This window comes from Pseudomonas sp. D4-21, assembly GCF_051132125.1.
Taxonomy (GTDB): domain Bacteria; phylum Pseudomonadota; class Gammaproteobacteria; order Pseudomonadales; family Pseudomonadaceae; genus Aquipseudomonas.
Window position 1 is genome coordinate 5290219 of sequence record NZ_CP071664.1, and the last position, 24464, is coordinate 5314682.

General features: G+C 60.9%; 23 protein-coding genes. 16 read left to right on the forward strand and 7 right to left on the reverse strand.

Annotation, left to right across the window (positions count from 1 at the left end):
- Positions 1-90: 90 nt before the first annotated feature.
- From J3Q04_RS23930 to J3Q04_RS23945, 4 genes are read left to right on the forward strand one after another with little or no spacing between them, the layout of a single operon-like run.
- Positions 91-1446 (forward strand): M16 family metallopeptidase, encoded by a 1356-nt coding sequence (locus tag J3Q04_RS23930; RefSeq protein ID WP_420765045.1) that lies wholly within the window; start codon positions 91-93, stop codon positions 1444-1446.
- Positions 1439-2929, forward strand: coding sequence for a M16 family metallopeptidase (locus J3Q04_RS23935; RefSeq protein ID WP_434609027.1), 1491 nt, complete (start codon positions 1439-1441; stop codon positions 2927-2929). Before J3Q04_RS23930 ends, J3Q04_RS23935 begins: the two co-directional genes overlap by 8 nt.
- Positions 2929-3540, forward strand: coding sequence for a 16S rRNA (guanine(966)-N(2))-methyltransferase RsmD (gene rsmD / locus J3Q04_RS23940; RefSeq protein WP_434609025.1), 612 nt, complete (start codon positions 2929-2931; stop codon positions 3538-3540). Before J3Q04_RS23935 ends, rsmD begins: the two co-directional genes overlap by 1 nt.
- 31 nt (positions 3541-3571) lie before the next feature.
- Positions 3572-4570, forward strand: coding sequence for a hydrolase (locus J3Q04_RS23945; protein WP_434561781.1), 999 nt, complete (start codon positions 3572-3574; stop codon positions 4568-4570).
- Between the two features lie 122 nt (positions 4571-4692).
- Here the strand turns inward: J3Q04_RS23945 and J3Q04_RS23950 are convergent, their stop codons facing one another.
- Together J3Q04_RS23950 and J3Q04_RS23955 are read right to left on the reverse strand one after the other, a co-directional pair.
- Positions 4693-5547, reverse strand: coding sequence for a sulfurtransferase (locus J3Q04_RS23950; RefSeq protein WP_434609023.1), 855 nt, complete (start codon positions 5545-5547; stop codon positions 4693-4695).
- 37 nt (positions 5548-5584) lie between these two features.
- A complete protein-coding gene (locus tag J3Q04_RS23955; protein WP_434609022.1) occupies positions 5585-6256 on the reverse strand; it encodes a TetR/AcrR family transcriptional regulator in 672 nt (223 codons plus the stop codon).
- Positions 6257-6404: 148 nt separating this feature from the next.
- Between J3Q04_RS23955 and J3Q04_RS23960 the strand changes: the two genes are divergently transcribed.
- From J3Q04_RS23960 to J3Q04_RS23980, 5 genes are all read left to right on the forward strand, one after another.
- The gene (locus J3Q04_RS23960) at positions 6405-7835 is read left to right on the forward strand and encodes a coniferyl aldehyde dehydrogenase (protein WP_434609020.1); all 1431 of its coding nucleotides are present in this window, start codon (positions 6405-6407) and stop codon (positions 7833-7835) included.
- A 27-nt stretch (positions 7836-7862) separates the two neighbouring features.
- On the forward strand, positions 7863-8408 hold the full coding sequence (locus J3Q04_RS23965) for a twin-arginine translocation pathway signal protein (RefSeq protein WP_434609018.1): 546 nt from the start codon (positions 7863-7865) through the stop codon (positions 8406-8408).
- Between the two features lie 49 nt (positions 8409-8457).
- Positions 8458-10053 carry a GMC family oxidoreductase N-terminal domain-containing protein gene (locus J3Q04_RS23970; protein ID WP_434609016.1) on the forward strand — a complete coding sequence of 532 codons (1596 nt, stop codon included), beginning with the start codon at positions 8458-8460 and terminating at the stop codon, positions 10051-10053.
- Between the two features lie 115 nt (positions 10054-10168).
- Entirely contained in the window at positions 10169-10648 is a 480-nt protein-coding gene (gene coaD, locus J3Q04_RS23975; protein WP_007897855.1) for a pantetheine-phosphate adenylyltransferase, read from the forward strand.
- Positions 10649-10793: 145 nt separating this feature from the next.
- The gene (locus J3Q04_RS23980) at positions 10794-11045 is read left to right on the forward strand and encodes a YfhL family 4Fe-4S dicluster ferredoxin (RefSeq protein ID WP_009683359.1); all 252 of its coding nucleotides are present in this window, start codon (positions 10794-10796) and stop codon (positions 11043-11045) included.
- Between the two features lie 130 nt (positions 11046-11175).
- Here the strand turns inward: J3Q04_RS23980 and J3Q04_RS23985 are convergent, their stop codons facing one another.
- Genes J3Q04_RS23985 through J3Q04_RS23995 form a run of 3 tightly spaced genes read right to left on the reverse strand, consistent with a single transcriptional unit; the run spans position 11176 to position 13265 of the window.
- Positions 11176-11496: a multidrug transporter gene (locus J3Q04_RS23985; RefSeq protein WP_420765054.1), complete on the reverse strand. Its 321-nt coding sequence runs from the start codon at positions 11494-11496 to the stop codon at positions 11176-11178.
- 56 nt (positions 11497-11552) lie between these two features.
- Entirely contained in the window at positions 11553-12365 is an 813-nt protein-coding gene (mutM, locus tag J3Q04_RS23990) for a bifunctional DNA-formamidopyrimidine glycosylase/DNA-(apurinic or apyrimidinic site) lyase (protein WP_420765055.1), read from the reverse strand.
- A gap of 30 nt (positions 12366-12395) precedes the next feature.
- Positions 12396-13265, reverse strand: a complete 870-nt coding sequence (locus tag J3Q04_RS23995) for an HDOD domain-containing protein (RefSeq protein ID WP_434609013.1) — start codon at positions 13263-13265, stop codon at positions 12396-12398.
- Between the two features lie 178 nt (positions 13266-13443).
- Here J3Q04_RS23995 and J3Q04_RS24000 point away from each other — a divergent pair, with 178 nt between their 5' ends.
- The 6 genes from J3Q04_RS24000 (at position 13444) to ilvD (ending at position 21036) form a co-directional block, all read left to right on the forward strand.
- Positions 13444-13983, forward strand: a complete 540-nt coding sequence (locus tag J3Q04_RS24000) for a type 1 glutamine amidotransferase domain-containing protein (protein WP_434561773.1) — start codon at positions 13444-13446, stop codon at positions 13981-13983.
- Positions 13984-14092: 109 nt separating this feature from the next.
- Positions 14093-15289, forward strand: coding sequence for a class I SAM-dependent rRNA methyltransferase (locus J3Q04_RS24005; RefSeq protein WP_434609011.1), 1197 nt, complete (start codon positions 14093-14095; stop codon positions 15287-15289).
- Positions 15290-15711: 422 nt separating this feature from the next.
- A complete protein-coding gene (locus J3Q04_RS24010; RefSeq protein ID WP_434609009.1) occupies positions 15712-16779 on the forward strand; it encodes a SagB family peptide dehydrogenase in 1068 nt (355 codons plus the stop codon).
- Complete coding sequence (locus J3Q04_RS24015; RefSeq protein ID WP_434609007.1) at positions 16776-17729, forward strand: diiron oxygenase; 954 nt, start codon at positions 16776-16778, stop codon at positions 17727-17729. The genes J3Q04_RS24010 and J3Q04_RS24015 overlap by 4 nt, the downstream gene beginning before the upstream one ends.
- Entirely contained in the window at positions 17722-18927 is a 1206-nt protein-coding gene (locus J3Q04_RS24020; protein WP_434609005.1) for an MFS transporter, read from the forward strand. The genes J3Q04_RS24015 and J3Q04_RS24020 overlap by 8 nt, the downstream gene beginning before the upstream one ends.
- Before the next feature lie 267 nt (positions 18928-19194).
- The gene (gene ilvD / locus J3Q04_RS24025; protein ID WP_420765062.1) at positions 19195-21036 is read left to right on the forward strand and encodes a dihydroxy-acid dehydratase; all 1842 of its coding nucleotides are present in this window, start codon (positions 19195-19197) and stop codon (positions 21034-21036) included.
- Between the two features lie 124 nt (positions 21037-21160).
- Here ilvD and J3Q04_RS24030 read toward each other — a convergent pair whose 3' ends face one another.
- Positions 21161-22216: a haloacid dehalogenase-like hydrolase gene (locus J3Q04_RS24030; RefSeq protein ID WP_434609003.1), complete on the reverse strand. Its 1056-nt coding sequence runs from the start codon at positions 22214-22216 to the stop codon at positions 21161-21163.
- Between the two features lie 241 nt (positions 22217-22457).
- Between J3Q04_RS24030 and J3Q04_RS24035 the strand changes: the two genes are divergently transcribed.
- A complete protein-coding gene (locus J3Q04_RS24035; protein WP_434609001.1) occupies positions 22458-23849 on the forward strand; it encodes an L-cystine transporter in 1392 nt (463 codons plus the stop codon).
- A gap of 49 nt (positions 23850-23898) precedes the next feature.
- On the opposite strand, the gene J3Q04_RS24040 is transcribed toward J3Q04_RS24035, so the two are convergent.
- The gene (locus J3Q04_RS24040) at positions 23899-24411 is read right to left on the reverse strand and encodes a dihydrofolate reductase (protein WP_434608999.1); all 513 of its coding nucleotides are present in this window, start codon (positions 24409-24411) and stop codon (positions 23899-23901) included.
- Between the last annotated feature and the right edge of the window lie 53 nt (positions 24412-24464).

Genomic DNA, 24464 nt, shown 5'->3' on the forward strand with positions numbered 1-24464 from the left:
GTGGCCGCCAGTAAAACGGACCGTTATCCTAGCACCTCCTCGCCTGCTGAGGCTAAGACCCGGCAGGCAGCCCGACAGGTTTAAACACGAATGAATGCTCTTGCCCGCCGCGCCGCAGGCCTGCTGCTCAGCACGGTTTGTCTGCCCTTTTCAGTCTTTGCTGCCGATCCACAACCTACCCACGAATTCACCCTCGACAACGGCCTCAAGGTCGTGGTGCGTGAAGACCATCGCGCCCCGGTCGTGGTTTCCCAGGTCTGGTACAAGGTCGGCTCCAGCTACGAAACGCCGGGCCAGACCGGTTTGTCCCATGCCTTGGAACACATGATGTTCAAAGGCAGCGATAAAATCGGCCCCGGCGAAGCATCGTTGATCCTGCGCGACCTGGGCGCCGAAGAAAACGCCTTCACCAGCGATGACTTCACTGCCTACTACCAAGTGCTGGCCCGGGATCGCCTGGGCGTCGCCTTCGAACTTGAAGCCGATCGCATGGCCAGCCTGCGCCTGCCGCCGGAAGAGTTCAGCCGCGAGATCGAGGTGATCAAGGAGGAGCGCCGCATGCGCACCGACGACAAGCCGATGTCGAAGGCCTTCGAGCGCTTCAAGGCCATGGCCTATCCAGCCAGCGGCTATCACACGCCGACCATCGGCTGGATGGCCGATCTGGACCGGATGACCGTCGGCGAGCTACGTCACTGGTACGAATCCTGGTACGCCCCGAACAACGCAACCCTGGTGGTGGTGGGTGACGTGACGCCGGATGAGGTCAAGAACCTGGCCCAGCGCTATTTCGGTCCGATAGCGCGGCGCGCGGTGCCCGCCGCCAAGATCCCACTGGAGCTGGCCGAACCGGGCGAGCGCAAGCTCACCCTGCATGTACAGACCCAACTGCCCAGCGTCATGCTGGCCTTCAACGTGCCCAGCATCGCCACCGCGACGGATAAGGGTTCGGTCAACGCGCTTCGCTTGATCTCGGCCTTGCTGGACGGCGGCTACAGCGGCCGGATTCCGACCCAGCTGGAGCGTGGCGAGGAACTGGTGTCGGGGGGCTCGTCGAATTATGACGCATTCACCCGTGGCGACTCGTTGTTCACTTTGTCGGCAACGCCTAACACACAGAAAAACAAAACCCTCGCCCAGGCCGAAGCAGGTTTGTGGCGCTTGCTCGAACAACTGAAAACCACGGCCCCGACCGTCGACGAACTGGAGCGCGTCCGCGCCCAGGTCATCGCCGGGTTGGTGTATGAGCGCGACTCGATCACCAGCCAGGCCACCGCCATCGGGCAATTGGAAACCGTCGGCCTGTCCTGGAAGCTGATGGACACCGAGCTTGCCGAACTGCAAAGCGTGACCCCGCAGGATATCCAGAAGGCAGCCCAGCTGTATTTCACCCGCTCGCGCTTGAGCGTTGCGCACGTCCTGCCCGAGGAGAAAGCCCATGAGTAAGCGCCAATCATCACGCCTGGTGCTGATGGGCCTGGTGTTGGTTGCCCTGGCCGGTTCCCTGGCCGTCTACCTATCGCCATCGAAGAACACCGATGCCAGCCAGGCATTGGACAAGGCCAAGTCAGGCAACAAGTTGCAATCGCTGGCCGAACTGGATGACAAGGCACCGAGCCGCCGCCAGCTCGATGTGCAGACCTGGAAAACCGCTGACGGCGCCAAGGTCCTGTTCGTCGAGGCCCGGGAATTGCCAATGTTCGACCTGCGCCTGACCTTTGCCGCCGGCAGCAGCCAGGACGGCGACGCCCCCGGCCTGGCCCTGCTGACCAATGCCATGCTCAACGAAGGCGTGGCCGGCAAGGATGTCAGCGCCATCGCCCAAGGCTTCGAAAGCCTCGGCGCGGACTTCGGCAACGGCGCCTATCGGGACATGGCCGTGGCCTCCCTGCGCAGCCTCAGCGCGACGGACAAGCGTGAGCCGGCGCTGAAGCTGTTTGCCGAAGTCGTCGGCAAACCGACCTTCCCCGCCGACTCGTTCGCCCGAATCAAGAACCAGATGCTCGCCGGTTTCGAGTATCAGAAGCAGAACCCCAGCAAACTGGCGGGCTTGGAGTTGATGAAGCGCCTGTATGGCGATCATCCGTACGCCCACTCCAGCGACGGCACCGAACAGAGCATTCCACCGATTACCCTGGCCCAAACCCGGGCCTTCCATGCCAAGGCCTATGCCGCCGGCAACGCCGTGATCGCCCTGGTGGGGGACCTGTCCCGCGCTGACGCCGAAGCCATCGCCAACCAAGTATCAGCCGCGCTGCCCAAGGGCCCTGCGCTGGCCAAGACCCCGCCACCGGTGGAGCCGAAAGCGAGCGTCAACCATATCGAGTTCCCGTCCAAGCAGACCAACCTTATGCTCGCGCAGTTGGGCATCGACCGGGACGATCCGGATTATGCCGCCGTGTCCCTGGGCAACCAGATCCTGGGCGGCGGGGGTTTCGGTACACGACTGATGACCGAGGTCCGGGAAAAACGCGGCCTGACCTATGGCGTGTACTCCGGCTTCACGGCAATGCAGGCTCGCGGTCCGTTCATGATCAATCTGCAAACCCGCGCGGAAATGAGCGAGGGCACGCTCAAGCTGGTGCAGGACGTGTTTGCCGATTACCTCAACAATGGCCCGACCCAGAAAGAACTCGACGACGCCAAGCGCGAGTTGGCCGGGAGCTTCCCGCTGTCCACCGCCAGCAATGCCGACATCGTTGGCCAGCTCGGCGCGATGGGCTTCTATGATTTGCCGCTGAGCTACCTGGAAGATTTCATGCGCCAGTCCCAGGCGCTGACGGTCGAGCAGGTCAAGGCTGCGTTGAATAAACACCTGAGCACCGACAAGATGGTCATCGTCACCGCTGGCCCGACCGTGCCGCAAAAGCCATTGCCGGCCCCCACTGACAAACCTGCCGAGCAGCCGCTCGGGGTTCCGGAGCACTAATGGCCCGCCCATCGAATTCCAGCAAGAAACCCGTGCACAACGGCTTGAACCAGTTGCGCATCATTGGCGGCGAATGGCGCAGCCGGCGGCTGAGTTTCCCGGATGCTCCAGGGTTGCGACCGACACCGGACCGGGTTCGTGAAACCCTGTTCAACTGGCTAGCGCCTTACGTGGCGGGCGCCAAGGTGCTCGACCCGTTTGCCGGCAGCGGCGCACTGTTTCTCGAGGCGTTGTCCCGTGGTGCCGCCATGGGCCAGGCGCTGGACGCCAGCAGCCTGGCCGTGTCCAGCCTGAAGGAACACCTCGGCACCCTACGCTGCACCGTCGGCCAGGTGCAGACAGCCGATGCGCTGCGTTACCTTGACAGCCAGCCGGCAACTCCATTCGACCTCGTCTTCCTCGACCCGCCATTCAACCAGAATCTGCTGCCGACGGTATGCGCCTTGCTCGAGGAACGTCAGTGGCTGGCCGAGGATGCCTGGGTCTACACTGAAAGCGAGACCGCTCCGTCCACCCTGGGCTTGCCGAGCAATTGGCGCTTGCATCGCGAGCAGAAATCCGGACAGGTGCATTACGCGTTGTGGCAGCGTTTACCAAAGGACATTGGCTGAACGGCTGGCCGTGCATCGAGAAATAGTCAGAATGTCCGCCGCATCCGAACCTTTCGTCCCTGCCCCTGGGCTTGGCAACCCGCACCTGCAAACATTGTGGGGGCCGTTATGGCGGAAGTCCTGCCCCATCGATCGCGAACGGGAGCGGCTGTGGCTGGAAGACGGCGACTTCCTCGACCTCGACTGGTATGGACCCCATAGCGCCGAGGCGCCATTGGTACTGGTACTTCACGGGCTGACCGGTTCTTCCAACTCGCCCTACGTGACCGGGCTGCAACAAGCACTCAACGACCAAGGCTGGGCCAGCGTCGCGTTGAACTGGCGCGGGTGTTCGGGGGAGCCGAACCTGCTGCCCCGCAGCTACCATTCAGGAGTGAGCGAAGACCTAGCCGCCGCCCTGACGCATCTGCGCACCCGGCGACCTCTGGCGCCATTGTTTGCCGTGGGCTATTCACTGGGCGGCAACGTCTTGCTCAAGCATCTGGGCGAGACCGGCAGCGACAGCCAACTGCTGGGCGCGGTGGCCGTTTCGGTGCCGTTTCGCCTGGACCAGTGCGCCGATCGTATCGGGCAGGGCTTCTCCAAATTCTACCAAGCGCATTTCATGCGGGAGATGATCGCCTACATGCGCAACAAACAGCGCCAATTCCAGCACGACGGACGCCAGGAAGGGCTTGCGGCCTTGGCCGCGCTGGGCTCGCTGGACAATATGCGCACGTTTTGGGATTTCGATGGGCGCGTCACCGCGCCCCTACACGGATTCTCGGATGCGGCGGACTATTATCGTCGCGCCTCCAGCCGCTATTTCATGGCGGGGATCAAAACGCCGACCTTGCTTATCCAGGCCGCCGACGATCCGTTCGTATTTCCCCACAGCCTGCCCGCCCCTGAAGAGTTGTCAGCGTCGACCCGGCTTGAATTGCATGCCCGAGGCGGACATGTCGGATTCGTCGACGGGACGTTACGGCGTCCCGGCTACTATCTGGAACGACGCATCCCCAAATGGCTCGCCACCCTGGGCCATGGCTGACGATTCGCAAGCGAGAAAACTTTTGTGGGAGCGAGCTTGCTCGCGATAGCGACAGATCAGCGACATGACTGATACACCGCCATCGCGAGCAAGCTCGCTCCCAATTGGTTGTAGGTGCCTCGTTATTCGCCCTTCGCCACGCCCCGCCGCGGATCATTGATCCACTCGCTCCACGAGCCGGCGTACAGCTTGCCCAACGGATACCCTGCCAGGCACAAGGCGAACAGGTTATGGCATGCTGTCACGCCCGAGCCGCAATAGGCCACCAGGCCGCTCGGCGAGCGATCGCCGAATTTTGCGGCAAAGCGCTGCTTGAGCTGGTCGGTCGGCAGGAACCGCCCATCGGCGCCAAGGTTATCGGTGAAGGCCGCGCATTGCGCGCCCGGGATATGCCCGGCCACCGGATCGATCGGCTCGACCTCACCTTTGAATCGCGGCAACGCCCGCGCATCCAGCAACGTCATGTCCGGCTGGCCGAGACGTTGTTGCAATATGTCGGCATTGACCAGCAGATTCGCGTCCGGCGAACCACTGAAGGAGCCGGCCTGGATGGCCGGCGGATCGAGACTCAGGGGCAAACCGACCGTGTGCCAGGCCTTGAGGCCGCCGTCGAGAATGTAGACGCCCTCGCGCTTGCCCAGCCAGGCCAGCAGCCACCAGGCCCGGGCAGCGTAGGTACCGGGACCATCGTCGTACAGCACGACGTCACTCTCATTGTTGATGCCCCAGGACTGCAGACGCGTAACCAAGGCCTCAGGTGCGGGCAAAGGATGGCGCCCGGTCACGCCTTTGACCACCGGACCGCTCAGGTCGCGCTCAAGGTCCGCGTGAGACGCACCGGCGATATGGCCTTCGGCATAACTGCGCTGGCCGTAGTCCGGGTCCTCCAGGGCAAAACGACAATCAAGGATCACCAGCCCAGGCTGTGATCGCCTCTGTTCTAGGGCCTGGGGGCTGATGAGTTGCGCGATGGGCATCGTGAACTCCTGTGGCTGAATCAAGCAGGTCCGATCCTTATTGCCCTTCCTCCAGGGTCTGGGCCAGGGGGACATAAAATTCTTTGAACAACGCATCCACCGCTTCACGGGCCTGGTCAGTCACGAAACCCGCCTCGAGCACCAGGACCTGGTATACGCCACGCTTGATGGCTTGTTCGCTCAAGTGGCTGGAGTTTTCACGGGTCGTGCACAGGAACCGTACCCAGGACGTGAGGATGATCCAGGCGTTGAGGGTCAGGGATTCGATCTGCACACGGTCCATCTTCAGGACACCGGCTTCGACGAAGCCCTCGTAGATGGCGGTGCCATGGATCAGGCAGCGCTGGGAAAACCGCCGATAACGCGCCGCAAGTTCCGGGTCGCTGTCGAGCAGGTGTTCCAGGTCGCGATGCAGGAACCGGTAACGCCACATCGCCGACAGCAGCTCTTGCAGATAAAAGCGCTTGTCGTCCACCGTGGCTAGGCGGCCTTGGGGCGGGCGCAAGAAGCTGTCCACCAGGTTTTCATACTCACTGAACAGCACGGCGATGATCGCCTGCTTGTTGGGGAAGTGGTAGTAGAGGTTGCCAGGGGACATCTCCATGTGAGCGGCAATATGGTTGGTGCTGACGCTGCGCTCGCCCTGGCGGTTGAACAACTCGAGGCTGTTCTGCACGATGCGCTCGCTGGTTTTCATTCGTGGGGCCATGGCTTGGGCTTTAATAAAAAGTGATCGAAGGGCATCTTACGACCTATCGGTCACAGGATAAAACCCAAGGGATTTACAGAGGCTCATTTGACTTTCTAGAGCATAAGCTCTAGAAAACACCGATGCCAATAATAATCCGGTGCCCGCCATGCCTGCTGATGTCGCTTACCTGCACGAGTCTCAACAGCAGCTGGACGAGCTCCAAGCGCTCTTCATCGCCCAGCGCCAAGCCTACGCGGCTCACCCGATGCCACCGGCGGCGCAGCGACTGCAATGGCTCAAGGCATTGGGCGAACTGTTGAGCAATGAACGGCAGGCCTTGATCGACGCCATCAGCGAGGATTTCAGCCACCGCAGCGCGGACGAAACATTGTTGGCCGAGCTGATGCCGAGCCTGCACGGTATCCATTACGCCAGGCGACACCTCAAAGGCTGGATGAAGCCCTCTCGACGCAAGGTTGGCCTGGCCTTCCAGCCGGCATCGGCCAAAGTGGTCTATCAGCCGCTGGGGGTGGTCGGGGTCATCGTGCCCTGGAACTATCCGCTCTTCCTGGCCATAGGGCCTTTGGTCGGAGCCTTGTCGGCGGGCAACCGGGTGATGCTAAAACTCAGCGAATCGACCCCTGCCACCGGCTTGTTGCTCAAGCAACTGCTGGCCCGGATATTTCCCCAGGACCTGGTGTCCGTCGTGCTTGGCGAAGCAGACGTAGGCATCGCGTTCTCCAGGCTGCCGTTCGATCACCTGCTGTTTACCGGCGCCACCAGCATCGGCAAGCACGTCATGCGTGCGGCCGCGGAAAACCTGACGCCCATCACCCTGGAACTGGGCGGAAAATCTCCGGCCATCGTTTCCGATGACGTCCCGCTTGAACACGCTGCCGAGCGCATCGCCTTCGGCAAGACCCTCAACGCCGGGCAAACCTGTGTCGCACCGGATTACGTGCTGGTGCCGCAAAATCGTGTCGGGGCGTTCGTCGAGGCGTATCGCGAGGCCGTACGCGGGTTCTATCCGACGTTGATTGACAACCCGGACTACACCGCCGTAATTAACGAACGACAACTGGCACGGCTTAACGGCTACATCGGCGATGCAACAAGCAAAGGGGCGTTGCTGATCGAGCTGTTCGAGCAAAGCCAGGGACAACGCATGGCCCACAGCCTTTTGCTCAATGTCACGGACGACATGACGGTCATGCAGGACGAGATTTTCGGGCCGCTGCTCCCCATCGTCCCTTATGAGAACCTCGACCAGGCATTTGCCTACATCAATCAGCGACCTCGCCCCTTGGCGCTCTACTATTTCGGCTACAACAAGACCGAACAGAATCGCGTACTCGACGAAACCCATTCCGGCGGCGTCTGCCTCAACGACACGCTGTTGCACGTGGCCCAGGACGATATGCCGTTTGGCGGTATTGGCGCCTCGGGGATGGGGCACTACCACGGACATGAGGGGTTCCTGACCTTCAGCAAGGCCAAGGGCGTGCTGGTCAAGCAGCGGTTCAACGCGGCGAAACTGATCTACCCGCCCTATGGAAAGCCGTTGCAGAAACTGATCCAGAAGCTGTTTATCCGCTAACCAGTGTCTTCCCGGGTAATAACAATAATGAACCCAAGCCTGACCGATAAGCCCGTCCTGTCACGACGCGGTTTACTGCAACTGAGCTTCGGCGCCAGCGTCTTCCTGGCCACGGTGGGATTGGGCGCCAGCCTGAGCGGCTGCTCCTCCAGCCAACCGGCCCTCGGGCTGGCGGCATTGCGCGACAGCGACTTGCCGTTCTTGCGTGCCGTGATAGCCGTCATGCTCGACGGGGCCACAACAGCTGGAACGCTCCCCGCCGCCACCGATGCCACGCTGCAAAGCCTGGATCGAGGGCTGGCGCACCTGTCGCCCGCCATGCTCAAGCTAACGCACCAGCTATTCGACGTGCTGACGCTGGGGATTACCCGCGGGCCGCTGACCGGGATCTGGGGCGCGTGGGAAAACGCCAGCGCCGATGACATTCGACAGTTTCTGACGCGGTGGGAAAACAGCTCGCTGAGCTTGTTGCGCCAAGGCCACGGCTCGTTGCTGCAAATGGTGATGATGGCGTGGTACAGCCGGCCCGAGTCCTGGGCCCATTGCGGGTACCCGGGACCACCGATGGTTTGAAAGCCACAGTGGACTCCAGCGCCGTCCATAACAACAAGGGACCCCTAGCATGCCCGTACCCGACCCGTTCCGTGAAGGCCTCGCCCGTGGCTGGACCACCTACAACGGCGCGCAACTGAGCCAGGACCTCACGCTGGAAGCGGACGTGGCGATCATCGGCAGCGGCGCCGGCGGTGGCACCACGGCGGAAATCCTCAGCGCCGCCGGTTACAAGGTATTGCTCATCGAAGAAGGTCCGCTGAAGACCAGCCACGACTTCACGCTGCGGGAGGACCAGGCCTATACCAGCCTGTACCAGGAAGGCCTCGGACGCATGAGCAAGGACGGCGCCATCACCATCCTCCAGGGACGTGCGGTGGGCGGCACGACGTTGATCAATTGGACTTCAAGCTTGCGCACCCCAACGCAAACCCTTGAGCACTGGGCGGCCGAACACAACGTCAAAGGCCACGGCCCCGCCGACATGGCCCCTTGGTTTGAACGGATGGAACAACGCCTCGGCGTGGCACCCTGGATGATTCCACCCAACGCCAACAACGACGTGATCCGCAAGGGCTGTGAACAATTGGGCTACGCCTGGCATGTCATCCCACGCAACGTGCGAGGTTGCTGGAACCTGGGATACTGCGGCATGGGCTGCCCGACCAACGCCAAGCAATCGATGCTCGTCACCACCATACCCGCCACGCTGGACAAGGGCGGCGCGCTGCTTTACCTCGCGAGGGCTGAGCGTCTGGTCATCAAAAACGATGCGGTCGTCGGCTTGGATTGCCTGGCCATGGACGAGCATTGCGTGGCACCGACCGGGCGGCGCATCACGATCAAGGCGCGGCATTATGTATTGGCCGGCGGCGGTATCAACAGCCCTGCCCTGCTGTTGCGCTCCGAGGCACCGGACCCGCACGGACGGCTGGGCCAGCGCACGTTCCTGCACCTCGTGAACATGTCGGCCGGCCAGTTCGATGAAGTGATCAACCCGTTCTACGGCGCTCCGCAGTCGATTTATTCGGATCATTTCCAATGGCAGGACGGCGTCAGCGGCAGGATGTCGTACAAGCTGGAAGTGCCGCCATTACATCCCGCCCTTGCCGCCACGCTGCTGGGTGGCTTCGGCGGCGAAAATGCGGCGCACATGGCTCACCTGCCCCATACCCATGCAATGCTGGCGTTGCTGCGTGACGGCTTCCATCCGGATAGCCCCGGCGGCAGCGTCGAATTGCGCAGCGACGGCACGCCAGTGCTCGACTATCAGCTGTCGCCCTACGCCTGGGATGGCCTGCGCCGGGCATTTCACAGCATGGCCGAAATCCAGTTCGCCGGAGGCGCCCGGGCCGTGATGCCCCTGCACAGCGATGCCAATTATGTGAAAACCCTGGCGCAGGCCCGCGAAATGATCGACGGGCTTGATATGGTCCTGTACGGCACGCGCCTGGGCAGTGCCCATGTTATGGGCGGCTGCGCCATGGGAGAAGATCCGAAGGCTGCCGTGACAGACAGCCTCGGCCGACATCATCAATTGGGCAATCTCTCCATTCACGACGGCTCGCTGTTCCCCACCAGCATCGGCGCCAACCCGCAATTGTCGGTGTATGGATTGACGGCACAACTGGCGACATCCCTGGCCGAACGTCTGGAAAAACCTTGAAAACATGGATTGTTCGCAGCGTCTATAGTGCTTTCTTCGCCAACAGCCGACTTGGCCGGCCGAGATGGCTGCGATACCATCCGACTCCCCAACGGACTCCCGCCAGGACGACGCGATGAACCGAGTGTTGTACCCAGGTACCTTCGACCCTATTACCAAGGGCCATGGCGATCTGGTCGAACGCGCCTCGCGCCTGTTCGACCATGTGATCATCGCCGTCGCCGCCAGCCCGAAGAAAAACCCGCTGTTCCCGCTGGAACAACGAGTGGAGCTGGCCCGCGAGGTCACCAAGCACCTGCCCAACGTGGAAGTGGTCGGTTTCTCGACCCTGCTCGCGCATTTTGCCAAGGAAAAGAACGCCAACGTGTTCCTTCGTGGCCTGCGAGCGGTCTCGGATTTCGAGTACGAGTTCCAGTTGGCGAACATGAATCGCCAGCTGGCGCCGGACGTCGAGAGTCTTTTCCTGACGCCGTCGGAACGCTATTCCTTCATTTCTTCGACGCTGGTGCGAGAAATCGCGGCCCTGGGCGGCGATATCACCAAGTTCGTCCACCCGGCGGTGGCCGACGCGCTGACCCTGCGCTTCAAGAAATAACCCCTACGGGCGACGATCCCTAACGCGGCTCGACAGTCATGCGTGCGCAGTCCATCGCGCCCGCGTGCACTGCGCGCGTGATTGCGGCACAATTGCGTCTATTCGTTTTCAACTGCCCGGGCCCTACGCCCCGGCCGGAGTCTGCATGTCCCTTATCATCACCGACGACTGCATCAACTGCGACGTCTGCGAACCCGAGTGCCCGAACGAGGCCATTTCCCAAGGCGAAGAAATCTACGTCATCGACCCGAACCTGTGCACCCAGTGCGTCGGCCATTACGACGAACCCCAGTGCCAGCAAGTCTGCCCGGTGGATTGCATCCCGCTGGACGAGGCTCATCCGGAGACGGAAGAACAGCTGATGGCGAAATATCGCAGGATTACTGGCAAGGCTTGAGCTTCTGGACGGCCTTGCCGGCCCTATCGCGAGCAAGTGATTTATTTCTGCCACACAGCAGATCCCTGTGGAAGCGAACCTGCTCGCGACAGGGCCATCAGCCACACCACCAATGCACACAAGTGACGATTCACTCCTGCCGCTCGAACCCCTCACCGATACACCCCAGGCATCGCACGAATGTGGCCTTCGCCGGGTCCACCACCAACGCCTTGCCCGCATCGCCCACGCCGCCGCCCAGCGCGGTAAAGGGTAACGAAACGACAAACGCGCCGGCGCCGATCACAGTGGCAGCGAGCAGCAGCGGTCGCGCGATCAGCAAGTCGCCGATCATGGCGTAGGCCGGTGGGTTCTGGATGGTGTAGCGCGGATCACCGCTTTCGGTGTTTGCGAATACAGGCAAACCCACACTCAGCGAGAGCGCCAGAACGACAGGTCGAATCAGACTCATGGGTGCGATCCTTCGGCTAAATCAATATGACTACTGACTATAGACCGTAGGACGAATCAACTCTGGCAGCGTGGACACCAGACACTCGCTCGCTGCCCCAGGCGGATCTCCCGCAGCCCCGTGCCGCACATCTTGCACGTCTGCCCGCCTCGTCCGTACACAAACAGTTCCTGCTGGAAATACCCAGGCTGGCCGTCGCCGCCAATGAAATCCCGCAGCGTGGTCCCGCCGCGCTCGATGGCATGGGCGAGGATGCGCTTGATCTCGATCGCCAGTTTCAAATAGCGCGCCCGGGAAATGCCCCCCGCTTCGCGGCGCGGGTCGATTCCGGCGGCGAACAGCGCTTCCGTCGCATAAATATTGCCCACGCCCACGACGATCGCGTTATCCATGATGAACGGCTTGACCGCCATCGAGCGGCCGCGGGAAAGCTGGAAAAGCCGTTCGCCGTCGAACAGATCGGTCAGCGGCTCAGGCCCAAGGCGGATCAGGAGTTCGTGGTTGAGCGGATCAAGACTCCAGAGCATCGCGCCGAAGCGACGAGGGTCGGTGTAGCGCAGAGCCAGGCCCGACTCCAGTTCGATATCGACATGCTCATGCCTCGCGGCGGGCATGCCGGTTTCAACCAGCCGCAAATTGCCGGACATGCCCAGATGACTGATCAACGTGCCGACTTCGGCGTTGATCAGCAAATACTTGGCCCGCCGTTCCACTTGAACGATGCGCTGCCCCGAGAGGCGCACATCGAGGTCTTCAGGAATCGGCCAGCGCAAGCGGTGATCGCGCACCACCACGCGGCTGACCCGCTGCCCCTCGAGATGTGGCGCGATTCCGCGGCGAGTGGTTTCGACTTCCGGCAGTTCTGGCATGGGGTTCTCGAATCAGGCGAAGACTGGCATTCAACGACTGGCCAGGTCGCGTATTTCCTGTTTCTGGGTCTGGAAGTCATATTCCGACAACCCGATATAGTCGAGCACCAGCGGTCCGACGCATTCCCACTCGTGATCGTCGGCCTGGTTACCCAGCACGCGGTGGGACGAGCAGATGTTTTCCGACATCTTCAGGATCGCCAGCAGGTTTTTCAGCGGGCAGTTATTGCGCGCATTTTCGTCGCTGAAGATCGCCAGGGCGTTGTGGTGATTGGCGATGGCCTGGCTGACATGGTCCGGCAGGCGCCAGGACTTGGACGTGTAGTAACCGACCACGGCATGGTTGGTATTGAACACACGGTTTTCGGTGTCCACCACCCGGCATTCGGCACTGGCGTTGGCGTAGGCCTCCTCCAGCACGCTCATGTAGGTTGGGAATTGCTTGAGCATCAGCGGCACGCCACAGTCGTGGAACAGCCCGAGGGCGTAGGCTTCGTCACCATTCTGCATACCGAGGCGCTTGGCCAGGGTCAGGCAGGTCATCGCCACGTCCTGGGCGGTGTCCCAGAAACGATTCAAGGTCACGATGGTGTCGTCGTGCAACTCTCCCTTGATCGATTGGGCATTGATCAGGTTAATGATCGAACGGCTGCCCAGCAGGTTCACCGCGCGCTGGATCGAGGTGATCTTGTTGCTCAAGCCGTAATACGGCGAATTGACGATCTTGAGCAAGGCCCCGGAGAGGCCCGGATCCTGGGAAATCAGCTTGGCGATGGTCTCCAGGTCCGGATCGGGCATGTACTGCTCCATCTGCAGATCCACCATGATTTGCGGCTGCGGCGGGACGCTGATCCCTTGCAGGGACTGTTGGATCTGTTCGGTGGAAAGCTCTTTGGACATGGGTACGCACTCTGGGCCAGGCGGGGATTCTAACCCTTAAAGATAAATCCGGCACACCGCCGGGTAGACCGGCGGAACTTTCATTCAAGCCTCGGCTTCGGATTTTGTAGGACCGACAACCAAGCCTGCATACCGGCTTAGGTCGGCAGCTCACCCACTCAGCTTGAGGAGATTTTTCATGCCCGGCTCCCTGAATGACAAACGCGTGGCCATCCTGGTGACAAATGGTTTTGAACAGGCCGAACTGACCGGTCCGAAGCAGGCGCTGGAGCAGGCCGGGGCCAAGGTGGAAATCGTTTCGGCCAGCGAAGGCCAGGTCAAAGGGTGGAACCATGACCAGCCGGCCGACGATTTCCAGGTCGACCTGACGTTCAAGGCCGCCAATGTCGAGCAATACGATGCCGTGGTGCTGCCCGGTGGGGTACAGAACTCCGACACGATCCGTATCGACCCCGACGCCCAGAACCTGGTCAAGGGCTTCGAGGCGGCCGGCAAACCCATCGCAGTGATTTGCCATGGCGGCTGGTTGCTGGTGTCGAGCGGGCTGGTCAAAGGCAAGACAATGACCAGCTACAAGACCCTCAAGGATGATTTGACCAATGCCGGCGCGAACTGGGTCGATCAGGAAGTGGTCAAGGATGGCAAACTGATCAGCAGCCGCCAGCCTGATGACATTCCTGCTTTCAACCGCGAGCTGATCAGCGCGCTGTCCGCCTGAAGCCGTTACATTGCGGCGAGGCGAGCGCGCTCCTTCGCCGCATGTCCAGCACAAGCCCCGCAACGGTTGCAACACGGTATACTCCCGCTCTTTTTTCCGGAGCGACGTCATGTCCCTGCCTAGCCTGCGCCTCAAAGCCAACGCCGACCGTCGCCTGCGCGCCGGCCATTTGTGGGTCTACAGTAACGAAATCGACGTAGCCGCCACCCCGCTGCACGGTTTCAAGGCTGGCGACCAGGCCATCCTGGAGGCTGCGGGCGGCAAGCCGCTGGGCATCGTCGCGATGAGCCCCAACAACCTGATCTGCGCCCGATTGCTGTCCCGTGACGTGAAGCTGCCCCTGGACAAATCCCTGCTGGTGCATCGCCTCAACGTGGCGTTGTCCCTGCGCGAGCGCCTGTTCGACAAGCCGTTCTATCGCTTGGTCTATGGTGATTCCGATTTGCTGCCGGGGCTGGTGGTCGACCGTTTCGGCGACATCCTGGTGGTCCAGATCGCTTCCGCCACCATGGAAGCCCATAAAGACGACGTGATCGCCGCCCTGACCCAGGTCCTCAAGCCCAGCGGCATCCTGTTCAAGAACGACTCCGCGGCCCGTGACGCCGAAGGCCTCGAACGCTACGTCGAGACTGTGTTCGGCCTGGTACCGGAATGGGTCGCCCTGGAAGAGAACGGCGTGAAGTTCGAAGCCCCGGTGATGGAAGGCCAGAAGACCGGCTGGTTCTATGACCATCGCATGAACCGCGCGCGCCTGGCGCCGTATGCCAAGGGCAAGCGCGTGCTGGACCTGTTCAGCTATATTGGCGGCTGGGGCGTGCAAGCCGCCGCGTTCGGGGCCAGCGAAGTCTTCTGCGTCGACGCATCGGCATTCGCCCTTGACGGCGTGGAGCGCAACGCTGCCCTGAACGGCTTCGCCGAACGGCTGACCTGCATCGAAGGCGATGTATTCGAAGCCTTGAAGGAGCTCAAGGCCGGCGAGGAGCGTTTCGACGTCATCGTGGCCGACCCGCCCGCCTTCATCAAGCGCAAGAAGGATCTGAAGAACGGCGAAGGCGCCTACCGACGCCTCAACGAGCAAGCCATGCGCCTGCTCAGCAAGGACGGCATCCTGGTCAGCGCTTCGTGCTCGATGCACTTGCCCGAGGACGACCTGCAAAACATCCTGCTGACCAGCGCCCGTCACCTGGACCGCAACATCCAATTGCTCGAACGCGGCGGCCAAGGCCCAGACCATCCGGTGCATCCGGCAATCGCCGAAACGCGCTACATCAAGAGCATTACTTGCCGTCTGCTGCCCAACAGCTAAGGCCTTGTTGGGCGTAGCCGCTGCTGCGCCCAGCCTGCAACAATTAGAACGTCCCCACGCAGCCCAGGCTGCGTTTTTTTTGGTCGTAAGAAAAGTTACCGCATCAGGAAGCAAATAATTGTATTAGTAGATCTTGTATGAACTATCCCACGCAATTACTGGAGCCGTCCTACCTGATATTTGCTTGCCATGCATTCGTTAGAAACTATGATTGAGCTGTCACACCGGAAGTGACAACCCATAGTAAAAAACAACACTTAACGAACAAGGAGTTTCGTCATGAAAACAATTACCCTCGAAGTCAGCAAAATCGCCAACCTGGCAGGCTTGGTGACGCCTAAAGCCCGCTAAGCAAGACGACGGGGACGCGGTTGCCGGCGCCTCGCCCCCTTCTTTCTCTTCGCCACAGCGGAAACGATGCCATGCAAATAAACCCTTGCCTGTTCATATTGGCGCGCCCACCCCATCAAGTCGTATGGAATTATGAACAACACACCCAGTTCGAACTGGACATCTATTACGCAACCAGACTGGCGCAACTTATAAACGACCCTTCACGATTCGATCGTTCAAACCCCATCGACAGGGAATTTGCCAAAGTCGATATATTGGTCGAGGGTCGGACTAAGAATATTGACTGGAAGTGGGACGAACTCTCCAGGATCTTTCATATCGGAACAAAAAACATTCCCTGCGAGAGCGTCCCCCAGGATGTGGACGAATGGGCGACGCTTTACCTGCACCATTGCGCCGAAGTCCTCTCCTCTCCCGCGCCCCCAGCCAGGACAACACCCTGTCCCGTCGGGCGAACCGTCCTTGAGCGCCCTTCATGGGATGAACTCAAAGAGGTGTCGCTGGTACGGACGCTCGTCAGCCGAAGCACCTCCCGCTCATTCGACAATCGCGCCATTTCCATTGCTCAGGTCAGCACTCTCCTTTACCTGGCCTTGGGTTACCTGAACGAACGATCATGCCCTCTCGAACGGTTCGCCGCGCGAAGAAGCAGCCCCTCGGGTGGTGGTCTTAATGCCTGCGAAGGTTATTTGTACGTGCGTAACGTCACGGGACTTGATGCGGGCCTCTATGCCTATCACCCGGACGAACATTCGGTCAGCCTGATCCGGACGCTGCCGGATGAATCCCTGGGCCAGCTGCTGTGCGGCCAGCATTTCATCAACAACCTGCCGTTCGGGCTGTTCATTACTTCGCGCTTCGACAAGCTCTGGTGGAAGTACGAACATTCGCGCGCCTATCGGATGGCTTTTGTCGAGACCGGCCATGTCTCCCAGAGCTTCCTGATGGTAGCCACTGCCATGGGCCTCGATACATGGCTGACAGGGGCCTTGGCCGACTGCCAGGTGGAGCACTTGCTCGGCCTTGAGGGAACCCCCGAACAACCGTTGTTCTTTGTCGGCTGCGGCCACGGTGACGGCCAGGTCCACTGCCGCGAGTTGATATCGTTGCTCGACGAACAGGACGCTGCGCCATGAGCGAGCAGACCTTTGTCCAGCCACCGCTTTACTCCTTGGCCGACTGGAATCGCAAAGCCGCCGTAAGAGCAGGTAAGGACGACTATCGCCTGCCTGACGATCTGGAGCGGCAGTTATCGAGCCGGCACTGGTTTCCACCAGCCTTCATTCCCTATGTCGAACACCCGTTGGTCATACACGCAGGTCAATCCGTTGCCCAACGGCTGGCGGCCAATCACCTGGTGTACTTCCTCGATTACACGACGATGCTGGAACACCGGATCGTCAACCGCTCCGTGGAGGCACTGGTCCATGGCGAACTGGCCGTGCCGATTCCGACCGAAATGAAAACCGCGGCCCTGCAGCTGTATACGGACGAGGGCTACCACGCACTGTTTTCCAACGAGGTGGCTGAACAGATCGCTGCCTTGTACGGCATCCAGGATCGCCCTCCGGCCAGGCGAATCGGTTGGCTGTTGGGCGTGATCCAAAAATGCCCACCCCCGGACCGCCCCCTCGCGTGGTTCCTGTTGGGGTTTGTCTCCGAAACGATCATTGCCCGGGAGCTGCTCACCCTCACCCGGAAAACCTTGGTCTGTACGGTCTACCGCATGCTCAAAACTCATCTGCAGGACGAAGCGCGCCACAGCCGATACTTCAGCGAGGTCTTCGGCTACCTCTGGCCGATTCTCGACGCAACACAACACGAGTGGGCGGCGAGGCTGCTGTTGGAGATCATCGGGCTCTATTTCGAACCGGATATCCCCTGGTTGATGGGCAGCCTCGCCAGCGTGGGCTTCGACGAGACGGCATCCCTCCAGATCGTTGCCGACATCGTGCCGCCACACGCCCATGCCGCACGGGTTCGCTCAGGTGCGGTATCGACATTCGCGGCCATGCAACGAGCCGGTTTTTTTGACAATGACCACAACCGAGCGCTCTTTTGCGAGGCGGGGTTCCTTGATGGCTGACCTATCCAGTCGTCCATCTGTGGACAAGCCAGCCATCGTCGGGCTCTTGACGATGTTGACGCTGCTTGGCGTGTTTCCGATCGATGTTGTACTGCCTTCGTTTCCGGCGCTGGCTGGGCACTTTCGCAACTCATCCTCAGACATTGCCCTGTCTGTCAGCCTGTTTGCCGTAGGCATTGCGCTCTCACAGCTATTGATTGGCCCGCTTTCCGATGCCATGGGCCGCAAGACACTGTTGTTGGTCGGCATCGCCGTCTCGGTTGTCGGCGCAGCGGGGTGCACCTTGACTGACGACTTCCGGCTGTTCCTGGTTTTTCGAATCATCCAGGCGTTGGGGTGCGGTTGCTTTGTGCTCTCCCAGGCACTGGTCCAGGACCTGTTTACCGGAACGCAACAGCAGCGGCTGCGTATCTTTCTGGTCACCTGCGGCGGCGTCTTTATTTCCATCTCGCCACTGGCCGGCACTGGCCTACAAGGTTGGATGGGGTGGCGCGGCAGTTTTCTGGTGTTCATCGTACTGGCAATCGGCGCATTTGCCGGCGCCTGTCTTTTACTTGAAGGCCCGGCCCAAAACTGCCGATCCAGGCGGATGAACTTCTTTGCGTCTTATCGCAGAGTCTGCGGTCATTTCAGCTTCATGGCCTATTGGCTGATTTCGGCACTTGCGTTTTCCTGTCATTTTTCATTCATTGTCATTTCGCCATTGATCTTCATCGACCAATTGCAGCTCTCGCAGCAGGCTTTCTCAGTGATGCTCCTGGGCTACGGGCTGGCCTATATCGGCGGCGGCGCATTCGCGACCGTACTCGACAACCGAATCGACTCGCACACCCAGATCATCACCGGCCTGAGCCTGATCCTGACGGCGGGTCTATCGATGCTGGTGCTTTTCTACATCATTGGCCTGTCCATCACGACCGTTCTGCTGCCCATGGTTGTATGCACCACTGGCACAACGATTGCGCGCGCGGCCGCCCATACCCGGGCGATGAACACCTTTGCGGAGCAAGCGGGTACCTCCGCATCGGCGGGCAGCGTGCTGATCTTCATCACGGGCGGCCTGGCCAGCGCCGGAATCAGCCTCTCTCCCTTACCCTTGCCTTTCACGCTTGCGCTATGCCTGACCGCGTTCAGCCTCCTTGGCATGACGCTCAACACGCTGGTCAGGCTTCGTCACCGAAGGTTATTGCCCGGCTGAACGCTGCCAGTCGTCATCCCGAGCGTGAGATTGGCGACAGATCGGCGCTTTGCGTCATTTCATCCTGGCGCCAGCGGTGTAGAATCGGGGCATTCATCGCCATTCATCCCCGGCGGGTTTATGAGCTCATGCTGAGGCACGCAGCGATCCTGCAAAGTCATCGGCCACTTCCGGACACACCGCCAATCCCGAGTGTTCCAGACGTCGACAGAAGCTCACTCCCCATTGATACCTGATAAGTACCTGATTAGCCGCCCGGAGTGCTCCATGCCTGATTACCGTTCGAAAACATCCACCCATGGCCGCAACATGGCCGGCGCCCGTGCATTGTGGCGCGCCACGGGGATGAAGGATGACGACTTCAAGAAGCCGATCATCGCCATTGCCAACTCTTTCACCCAGTTCGTACCGGGTCACGTCCACCTCAAGGACCTGGGCCAATTGGTTGCCCGTGAAATCGAACGTGCCGGCGGTGTTGCCAAGGAATTCAACACCATCGCCGTGGACGACGGCATCGCGATGGGCCACGACGGCATGCTTTATTCGCTGCCCAGTCGCGAGATCATCGCCGACTCGGTCGAGTACATGGTCAACGCCCACTGTGCCGACGCCATCGTCTGTATCTCCAACTGCGACAAGATCACCCCCGGCATGCTCATGGCCGCACTGCGCCTGAACATCCCGGTAATCTTCGTTTCCGGCGGCCCGATGGAAGCCGGCAAGACCAAGCTCGCCAGCCACGGCCTCGACCTGGTGGACGCGATGGTAATCGCCGCCGACTCCAGCGCTTCTGACGAGAAGGTCGCCGAGTACGAGCGCAGCGCCTGTCCGACCTGCGGTTCGTGCTCCGGCATGTTCACCGCCAACTCGATGAACTGCCTGACCGAAGCCCTGGGCCTGGCATTGCCAGGCAACGGTTCGACCCTGGCCACCCACAGCGACCGCGAGCAACTGTTCCTGCAGGCCGGCCGGACCATCGTCGAGCTGTGCAAGCGTTACTACGGCGAAAACGATGAATCGGTGCTGCCACGCAACATTGCCAACTTCAAGGCGTTCGAGAATGCCATGACGCTGGACATCGCCATGGGCGGTTCCACCAACACCATCCTGCACTTGCTCGCTGCCGCTCAGGAAGCCGAGATCGACTTCGATCTGCGCGACATCGACCGCCTGTCCCGTCACGTACCGCAGCTGTGCAAAGTCGCGCCGAACATCCAGAAGTACCATATGGAAGACGTGCACCGCGCCGGCGGCATCTTCAGCATCCTCGGCTCCCTGGCCCGAGGCGGTCTGTTGCATACCGACCTGCCAACGGTACACAGCAAGACCATGGCCGAGGCCATCGCCAAGTGGGACATCACCCAGACCACCGACGAAGCCGTGCATCACTTCTTCAAGGCCGGTCCGGCGGGCATCCCGACCCAAACTGCCTTCAGCCAATCGACTCGCTGGGAAACCCTGGATGACGACCGTGAAAACGGCTGCATCCGCAGCGTCGAGCACGCCTACTCCAAGGAAGGCGGCCTGGCTGTGTTGTACGGCAACATTGCCCTGGACGGCTGTGTGGTAAAAACCGCCGGCGTCGACGAGTCGATCCATGTATTCGAAGGCAACGCCAAGATCTTCGAAAGCCAGGACAGCGCCGTGCGCGGCATCCTTGCCGATGAAGTGAAGGCCGGCGATATCGTGATCATTCGCTACGAAGGCCCGAAAGGCGGCCCGGGCATGCAGGAAATGCTCTACCCGACGTCCTACTTGAAGTCCAAAGGCCTGGGCAAAGCCTGCGCGCTGCTGACGGACGGGCGGTTCTCTGGCGGCACCTCTGGCCTGTCCATTGGCCACGCTTCGCCGGAAGCGGCGGCTGGCGGCGCCATTGGCCTGGTGCGCGATGGCGACAAGGTATTGATCGACATTCCCAACCGCTCGATCAACCTGCTGATCAGCGACGAAGAATTGGCCGAACGCCGCGTCGAGCAGGACAAGAAAGGCTGGAAGCCGGTGGAAGTGCGTCCGCGCAAAGTCACCACCGCCCTAAAGGCCTACGCCCTCCTCGCCACCAGCGCCGACAAAGGTGCGGTGCGCAACAAGGCGATGCTTGACGGGTTGTAAGCGTCCTAGCTTCGAACAAAATGCCCCGCCAAGCGCGGGGCATTTTTTTGGGCTTCAGTCTGACCCTTTTGGGCCAAGTGCTCCCTCGCCACAGGGTTACTTGGTATCAGTGTGGGGGACGGGTTTACTGAATGTCCTCGGGCTTGACGATCACCCAGTTCTTGTCAGCCGTCACCGGCAATCCTTCCTTGGCCTGGGCGGCGGCGTGCTTGGCCATCATGCCGTTGATCTGGGTCATGTACTTGTCCTTGCGGTTGACCCACAGGTGGATGCCGCCCTTGGCCACGTCCACATCGTGGAACAACATGTAGCCGTCGCTGCTCGGCGTATCGCCGGCGACGAGTACGGGTTTTTTCCATTCGTCGATGTAGGTCAGGATCGCCGCATGCTTGCCGGCCATCCAGGTCGCCGGGGTCCAGAGGTAGGGGGTGTACTCCAGGCCCAGGTTGGCGTTCTCGTCGTATTTGCCGTTTGTGATCTGTTTGCGCGCGGTGGTCAGCTCGCCGGTCTTGCGGTCCTTGAGCAGCGTGGTCACGCCGATCACGTTCTGCGGCTTGAGGTTGTAGCCGTACTTCGGATCGGCCGCGACCATGCGCACCAGCTCTTCGGAAGCCGCGGTCATGACGTAGACCTCGATACCGTTTTCCATCAGTTTGTTGTACAGCTCGGTCTGGCCGGTGAAGATTTTCGGCGGGTTGACGTTGTACTGGACCACTTTGTCGCCATCGTAATAGGTGGTCGGCACCGGTTTGCCTGAAGCCATCAATTCATCGACATAACCCTTCAGCTCCTTGAGCGTGAACCCAGAGAACACCTGGGCCACCCACGGGTAGCAAACCATGTCGTCCAGTTCGCACAGGCGGTAGTAATAGCTGAAGAGGCTTTCCTTGTGTTCAGCCGTATCCTTGAACGGCATCAGCTTCAGGGATGGGTCCAGGGTTTCACGGCTGATGAGGCCCTTGTTCTCCATGAACGGCAACAGCGACTCCTCCAGGTCGTAGCGGTAGCTGGTGTTGTCCATGTCAAAGACCGCGTAGTTACCCTTGTTGGCGTTGGCCGCGATCATCGCTTCCAGCGCCTTGGCCTGTTCCGCCGGCCAGTGCTTGAGATCGGTGGCGAGCGCTTGGCCGACGAGGCCCAAGCCTAGAGCGACAGCGAGCAGGTGCGGTACGAGCTTCATCGGCGTTTACTCCCAGTTTGTAAGAATTTGACGCTAACAAATGCCTGTGACGGATCCCGCCTGTGGGCGACCGCTTGCGTCCCGATAACGGCAGCGGCATGTCCGTGGACGCCAACGCCTTATTCCAAAAGCGACAGTAAACATTCTTTTTTAGTATTAATTCTTTAGATATCAGACTGTTAGGCTTTCCGGCTCACAGTCGCGGCTCGTGGCGACTGGCAAAGTCTTATCGGAGTTTTTCATGAATGTGCCGCTGATACTCAATCTGCTGGTGTTCATTGGCCTGCTGTTCGGCCTTGCGCAAACCCGCCACGGCACCTGGAGCCTGGCCAAAAAAGTCTTGCTGGCGCTGGCGCTGGGCGTGGTGTTCGGTATCGCCCTGCATACGATTTATGGGGCAGCGAATCCCGTGCTCAAAGCGTCGATCGGTTGGTTCGACCTCGTGGGCAATGGCTATGTGCAGTTGCTGCAGATGATCGTGATCCCGCTGGTCTTCGCCTCGATCCTCAGCGCCGTGGCCCGCCTGCACAATGCCGCGTCCCTGGGCAAGATCAGCTTCCTGACCATCGGTACGCTGCTGTTCACCACCGCCATCGCGGCGCTGATCGGCATCGGCCTGACCAACCTGTTCGGCCTCACCGCCGAGGGCCTGGTGGCCGGCACCCAGGAACTGGCGCGCCTGCAAGTGATCCAGGGCGACTACGCCGCAAAGGTCGCCAACCTGAACATCCCGCAGCTGCTGCTTTCGTTCATTCCACAGAATCCTTTTGCCGACCTTGCCCGGGCGAAGCCGACGTCGATCATCAGCGTGGTGATTTTCGCCGCGTTCCTCGGTGTCGCCGCGTTGCAGTTGCTCAAGGATGACGTTGAGAAAGGCCAGAAGGTGGTCGACGCCATCGACACCCTGCAAAGCTGGGTGACGCGCCTGGTGCGCCTGGTGATGAAGCTCACGCCATACGGCGTGCTGGCGCTGATGACGAAGGTGGTCGCCGGCTCGAATCTGCAGGACATCATCAAGCTCGGTAGTTTCGTAGTGGTGTCGTACCTGGGGCTGGGCTTGATGTTCGTGGTCCATGGCCTGCTGGTGTCGGCCGCCGGGATCAACCCGCTGCGTTTCTTCCGCAAGATCTGGCCGGTGTTAACGTTCGCCTTCACCAGCCGTTCCAGCGCCGCGACCATTCCGTTGAGCATCGAGGCCCAGACCAGTCGCCTCGGCATTCCCCGGGCGATCGCCAGCTTCAGCGCCTCGTTCGGCGCCACCATCGGCCAGAACGGTTGTGCTGGGCTGTATCCGGCGATGCTGGCGGTGATGGTCGCGCCCACCGTGGGCATCAACCCGCTGGATCCGGTGTGGATCGCAACGCTGGTCGCCATCGTGACCTTGAGTTCGGCGGGCGTGGCGGGAGTCGGTGGTGGCGCGACGTTCGCCGCGCTGATCGTGCTGCCGGCCATGGGTTTGCCGGTCTCGCTGGTGGCGCTGCTTATTTCGGTGGAGCCGCTGATCGACATGGGCCGCACTGCATTGAATGTCAGTGGCTCGATCACTGCGGGGGCGATTACCAGCCAGGTGATGCAGCAGACTGACAAAGCACTGCTCGATGCCGACGAGCATGGGGAGTTGGCGCAGGCTTGACGGGGGGCCTGCTAAATCGGCTATCGCGAGCAAGCTTGCTCGCGATGCTTCAGCGTTTTTCCCAGACTTCGAAACTGTAGGCCGGCTTGTCCCCTTCGGCCGGATTCGGCTGGTTCGAAACCAGCTTCCACTGGTTCGAATCAAACGCCGGGAACCAAGCATCCCCTTCCGGGCTCAGCGCCACGCGGGTCAGGTACAGCCGATCCGCCTGATCCAATGCCTGCGCATAGAGCTGGGCACCGCCGATCAGCATCAGCTCGTCCACGCCCTGTTCCAACGCCCAGGCTTCGGCCCGTTCCACTGCGGCTTCAAGCGTGGAATAAACCTGCGCGCCTTCCAAAACCAGGCTGGGTTGGCGGCTCACCACGATATTCAAGCGACCCGGCAGCGGTCGACCGAGGGAGTCCCAGGTCTTGCGGCCCATGATGATCGGCTTGCCCAGAGTGGTGGCCTTGAAATATTTGAAATCCCCCGGCAAGTGCCAGGGCATGGTGTTGTCGATGCCGATCACGCGGTTTTCACCGAGGGCTGCGATCAGGCTTAAGGGAAGAGTTTTTTTCATGGGGGCGAGGATACCAGAGGCCCGGACTGGCGCCACAGCGGTTATGCTCTTTG

Excerpts from the sequence above, each read along its gene's own strand:
- J3Q04_RS23930 (WP_420765045.1), top strand. The coding sequence starts at position 91 with ATGAATGCTCTTGCCCGCCGCGCCGCAGGCCTGCTGCTCAGCACGGTT.
- J3Q04_RS23935 (WP_434609027.1), top strand. The coding sequence starts at position 1,439 with ATGAGTAAGCGCCAATCATCACGCCTGGTGCTGATGGGCCTGGTGTTG.
- rsmD (WP_434609025.1), top strand. The coding sequence starts at position 2,929 with ATGGCCCGCCCATCGAATTCCAGCAAGAAACCCGTGCACAACGGCTTG.
- J3Q04_RS23945 (WP_434561781.1), top strand. The coding sequence starts at position 3,572 with ATGTCCGCCGCATCCGAACCTTTCGTCCCTGCCCCTGGGCTTGGCAAC.
- J3Q04_RS23950 (WP_434609023.1), bottom strand. The coding sequence starts at position 5,547 with ATGCCCATCGCGCAACTCATCAGCCCCCAGGCCCTAGAACAGAGGCGA.
- J3Q04_RS23955 (WP_434609022.1), bottom strand. The coding sequence starts at position 6,256 with ATGGCCCCACGAATGAAAACCAGCGAGCGCATCGTGCAGAACAGCCTC.
- J3Q04_RS23960 (WP_434609020.1), top strand. The coding sequence starts at position 6,405 with ATGCCTGCTGATGTCGCTTACCTGCACGAGTCTCAACAGCAGCTGGAC.
- J3Q04_RS23965 (WP_434609018.1), top strand. The coding sequence starts at position 7,863 with ATGAACCCAAGCCTGACCGATAAGCCCGTCCTGTCACGACGCGGTTTA.
- J3Q04_RS23970 (WP_434609016.1), top strand. The coding sequence starts at position 8,458 with ATGCCCGTACCCGACCCGTTCCGTGAAGGCCTCGCCCGTGGCTGGACC.
- coaD (WP_007897855.1), top strand. The coding sequence starts at position 10,169 with ATGAACCGAGTGTTGTACCCAGGTACCTTCGACCCTATTACCAAGGGC.
- J3Q04_RS23980 (WP_009683359.1), top strand. The coding sequence starts at position 10,794 with ATGTCCCTTATCATCACCGACGACTGCATCAACTGCGACGTCTGCGAA.
- J3Q04_RS23985 (WP_420765054.1), bottom strand. The coding sequence starts at position 11,496 with ATGAGTCTGATTCGACCTGTCGTTCTGGCGCTCTCGCTGAGTGTGGGT.
- mutM (WP_420765055.1), bottom strand. The coding sequence starts at position 12,365 with ATGCCAGAACTGCCGGAAGTCGAAACCACTCGCCGCGGAATCGCGCCA.
- J3Q04_RS23995 (WP_434609013.1), bottom strand. The coding sequence starts at position 13,265 with ATGTCCAAAGAGCTTTCCACCGAACAGATCCAACAGTCCCTGCAAGGG.
- J3Q04_RS24000 (WP_434561773.1), top strand. The coding sequence starts at position 13,444 with ATGCCCGGCTCCCTGAATGACAAACGCGTGGCCATCCTGGTGACAAAT.
- J3Q04_RS24005 (WP_434609011.1), top strand. The coding sequence starts at position 14,093 with ATGTCCCTGCCTAGCCTGCGCCTCAAAGCCAACGCCGACCGTCGCCTG.
- J3Q04_RS24010 (WP_434609009.1), top strand. The coding sequence starts at position 15,712 with ATGCAAATAAACCCTTGCCTGTTCATATTGGCGCGCCCACCCCATCAA.
- J3Q04_RS24015 (WP_434609007.1), top strand. The coding sequence starts at position 16,776 with ATGAGCGAGCAGACCTTTGTCCAGCCACCGCTTTACTCCTTGGCCGAC.
- J3Q04_RS24020 (WP_434609005.1), top strand. The coding sequence starts at position 17,722 with ATGGCTGACCTATCCAGTCGTCCATCTGTGGACAAGCCAGCCATCGTC.
- ilvD (WP_420765062.1), top strand. The coding sequence starts at position 19,195 with ATGCCTGATTACCGTTCGAAAACATCCACCCATGGCCGCAACATGGCC.
- J3Q04_RS24030 (WP_434609003.1), bottom strand. The coding sequence starts at position 22,216 with ATGAAGCTCGTACCGCACCTGCTCGCTGTCGCTCTAGGCTTGGGCCTC.
- J3Q04_RS24035 (WP_434609001.1), top strand. The coding sequence starts at position 22,458 with ATGAATGTGCCGCTGATACTCAATCTGCTGGTGTTCATTGGCCTGCTG.
- J3Q04_RS24040 (WP_434608999.1), bottom strand. The coding sequence starts at position 24,411 with ATGAAAAAAACTCTTCCCTTAAGCCTGATCGCAGCCCTCGGTGAAAAC.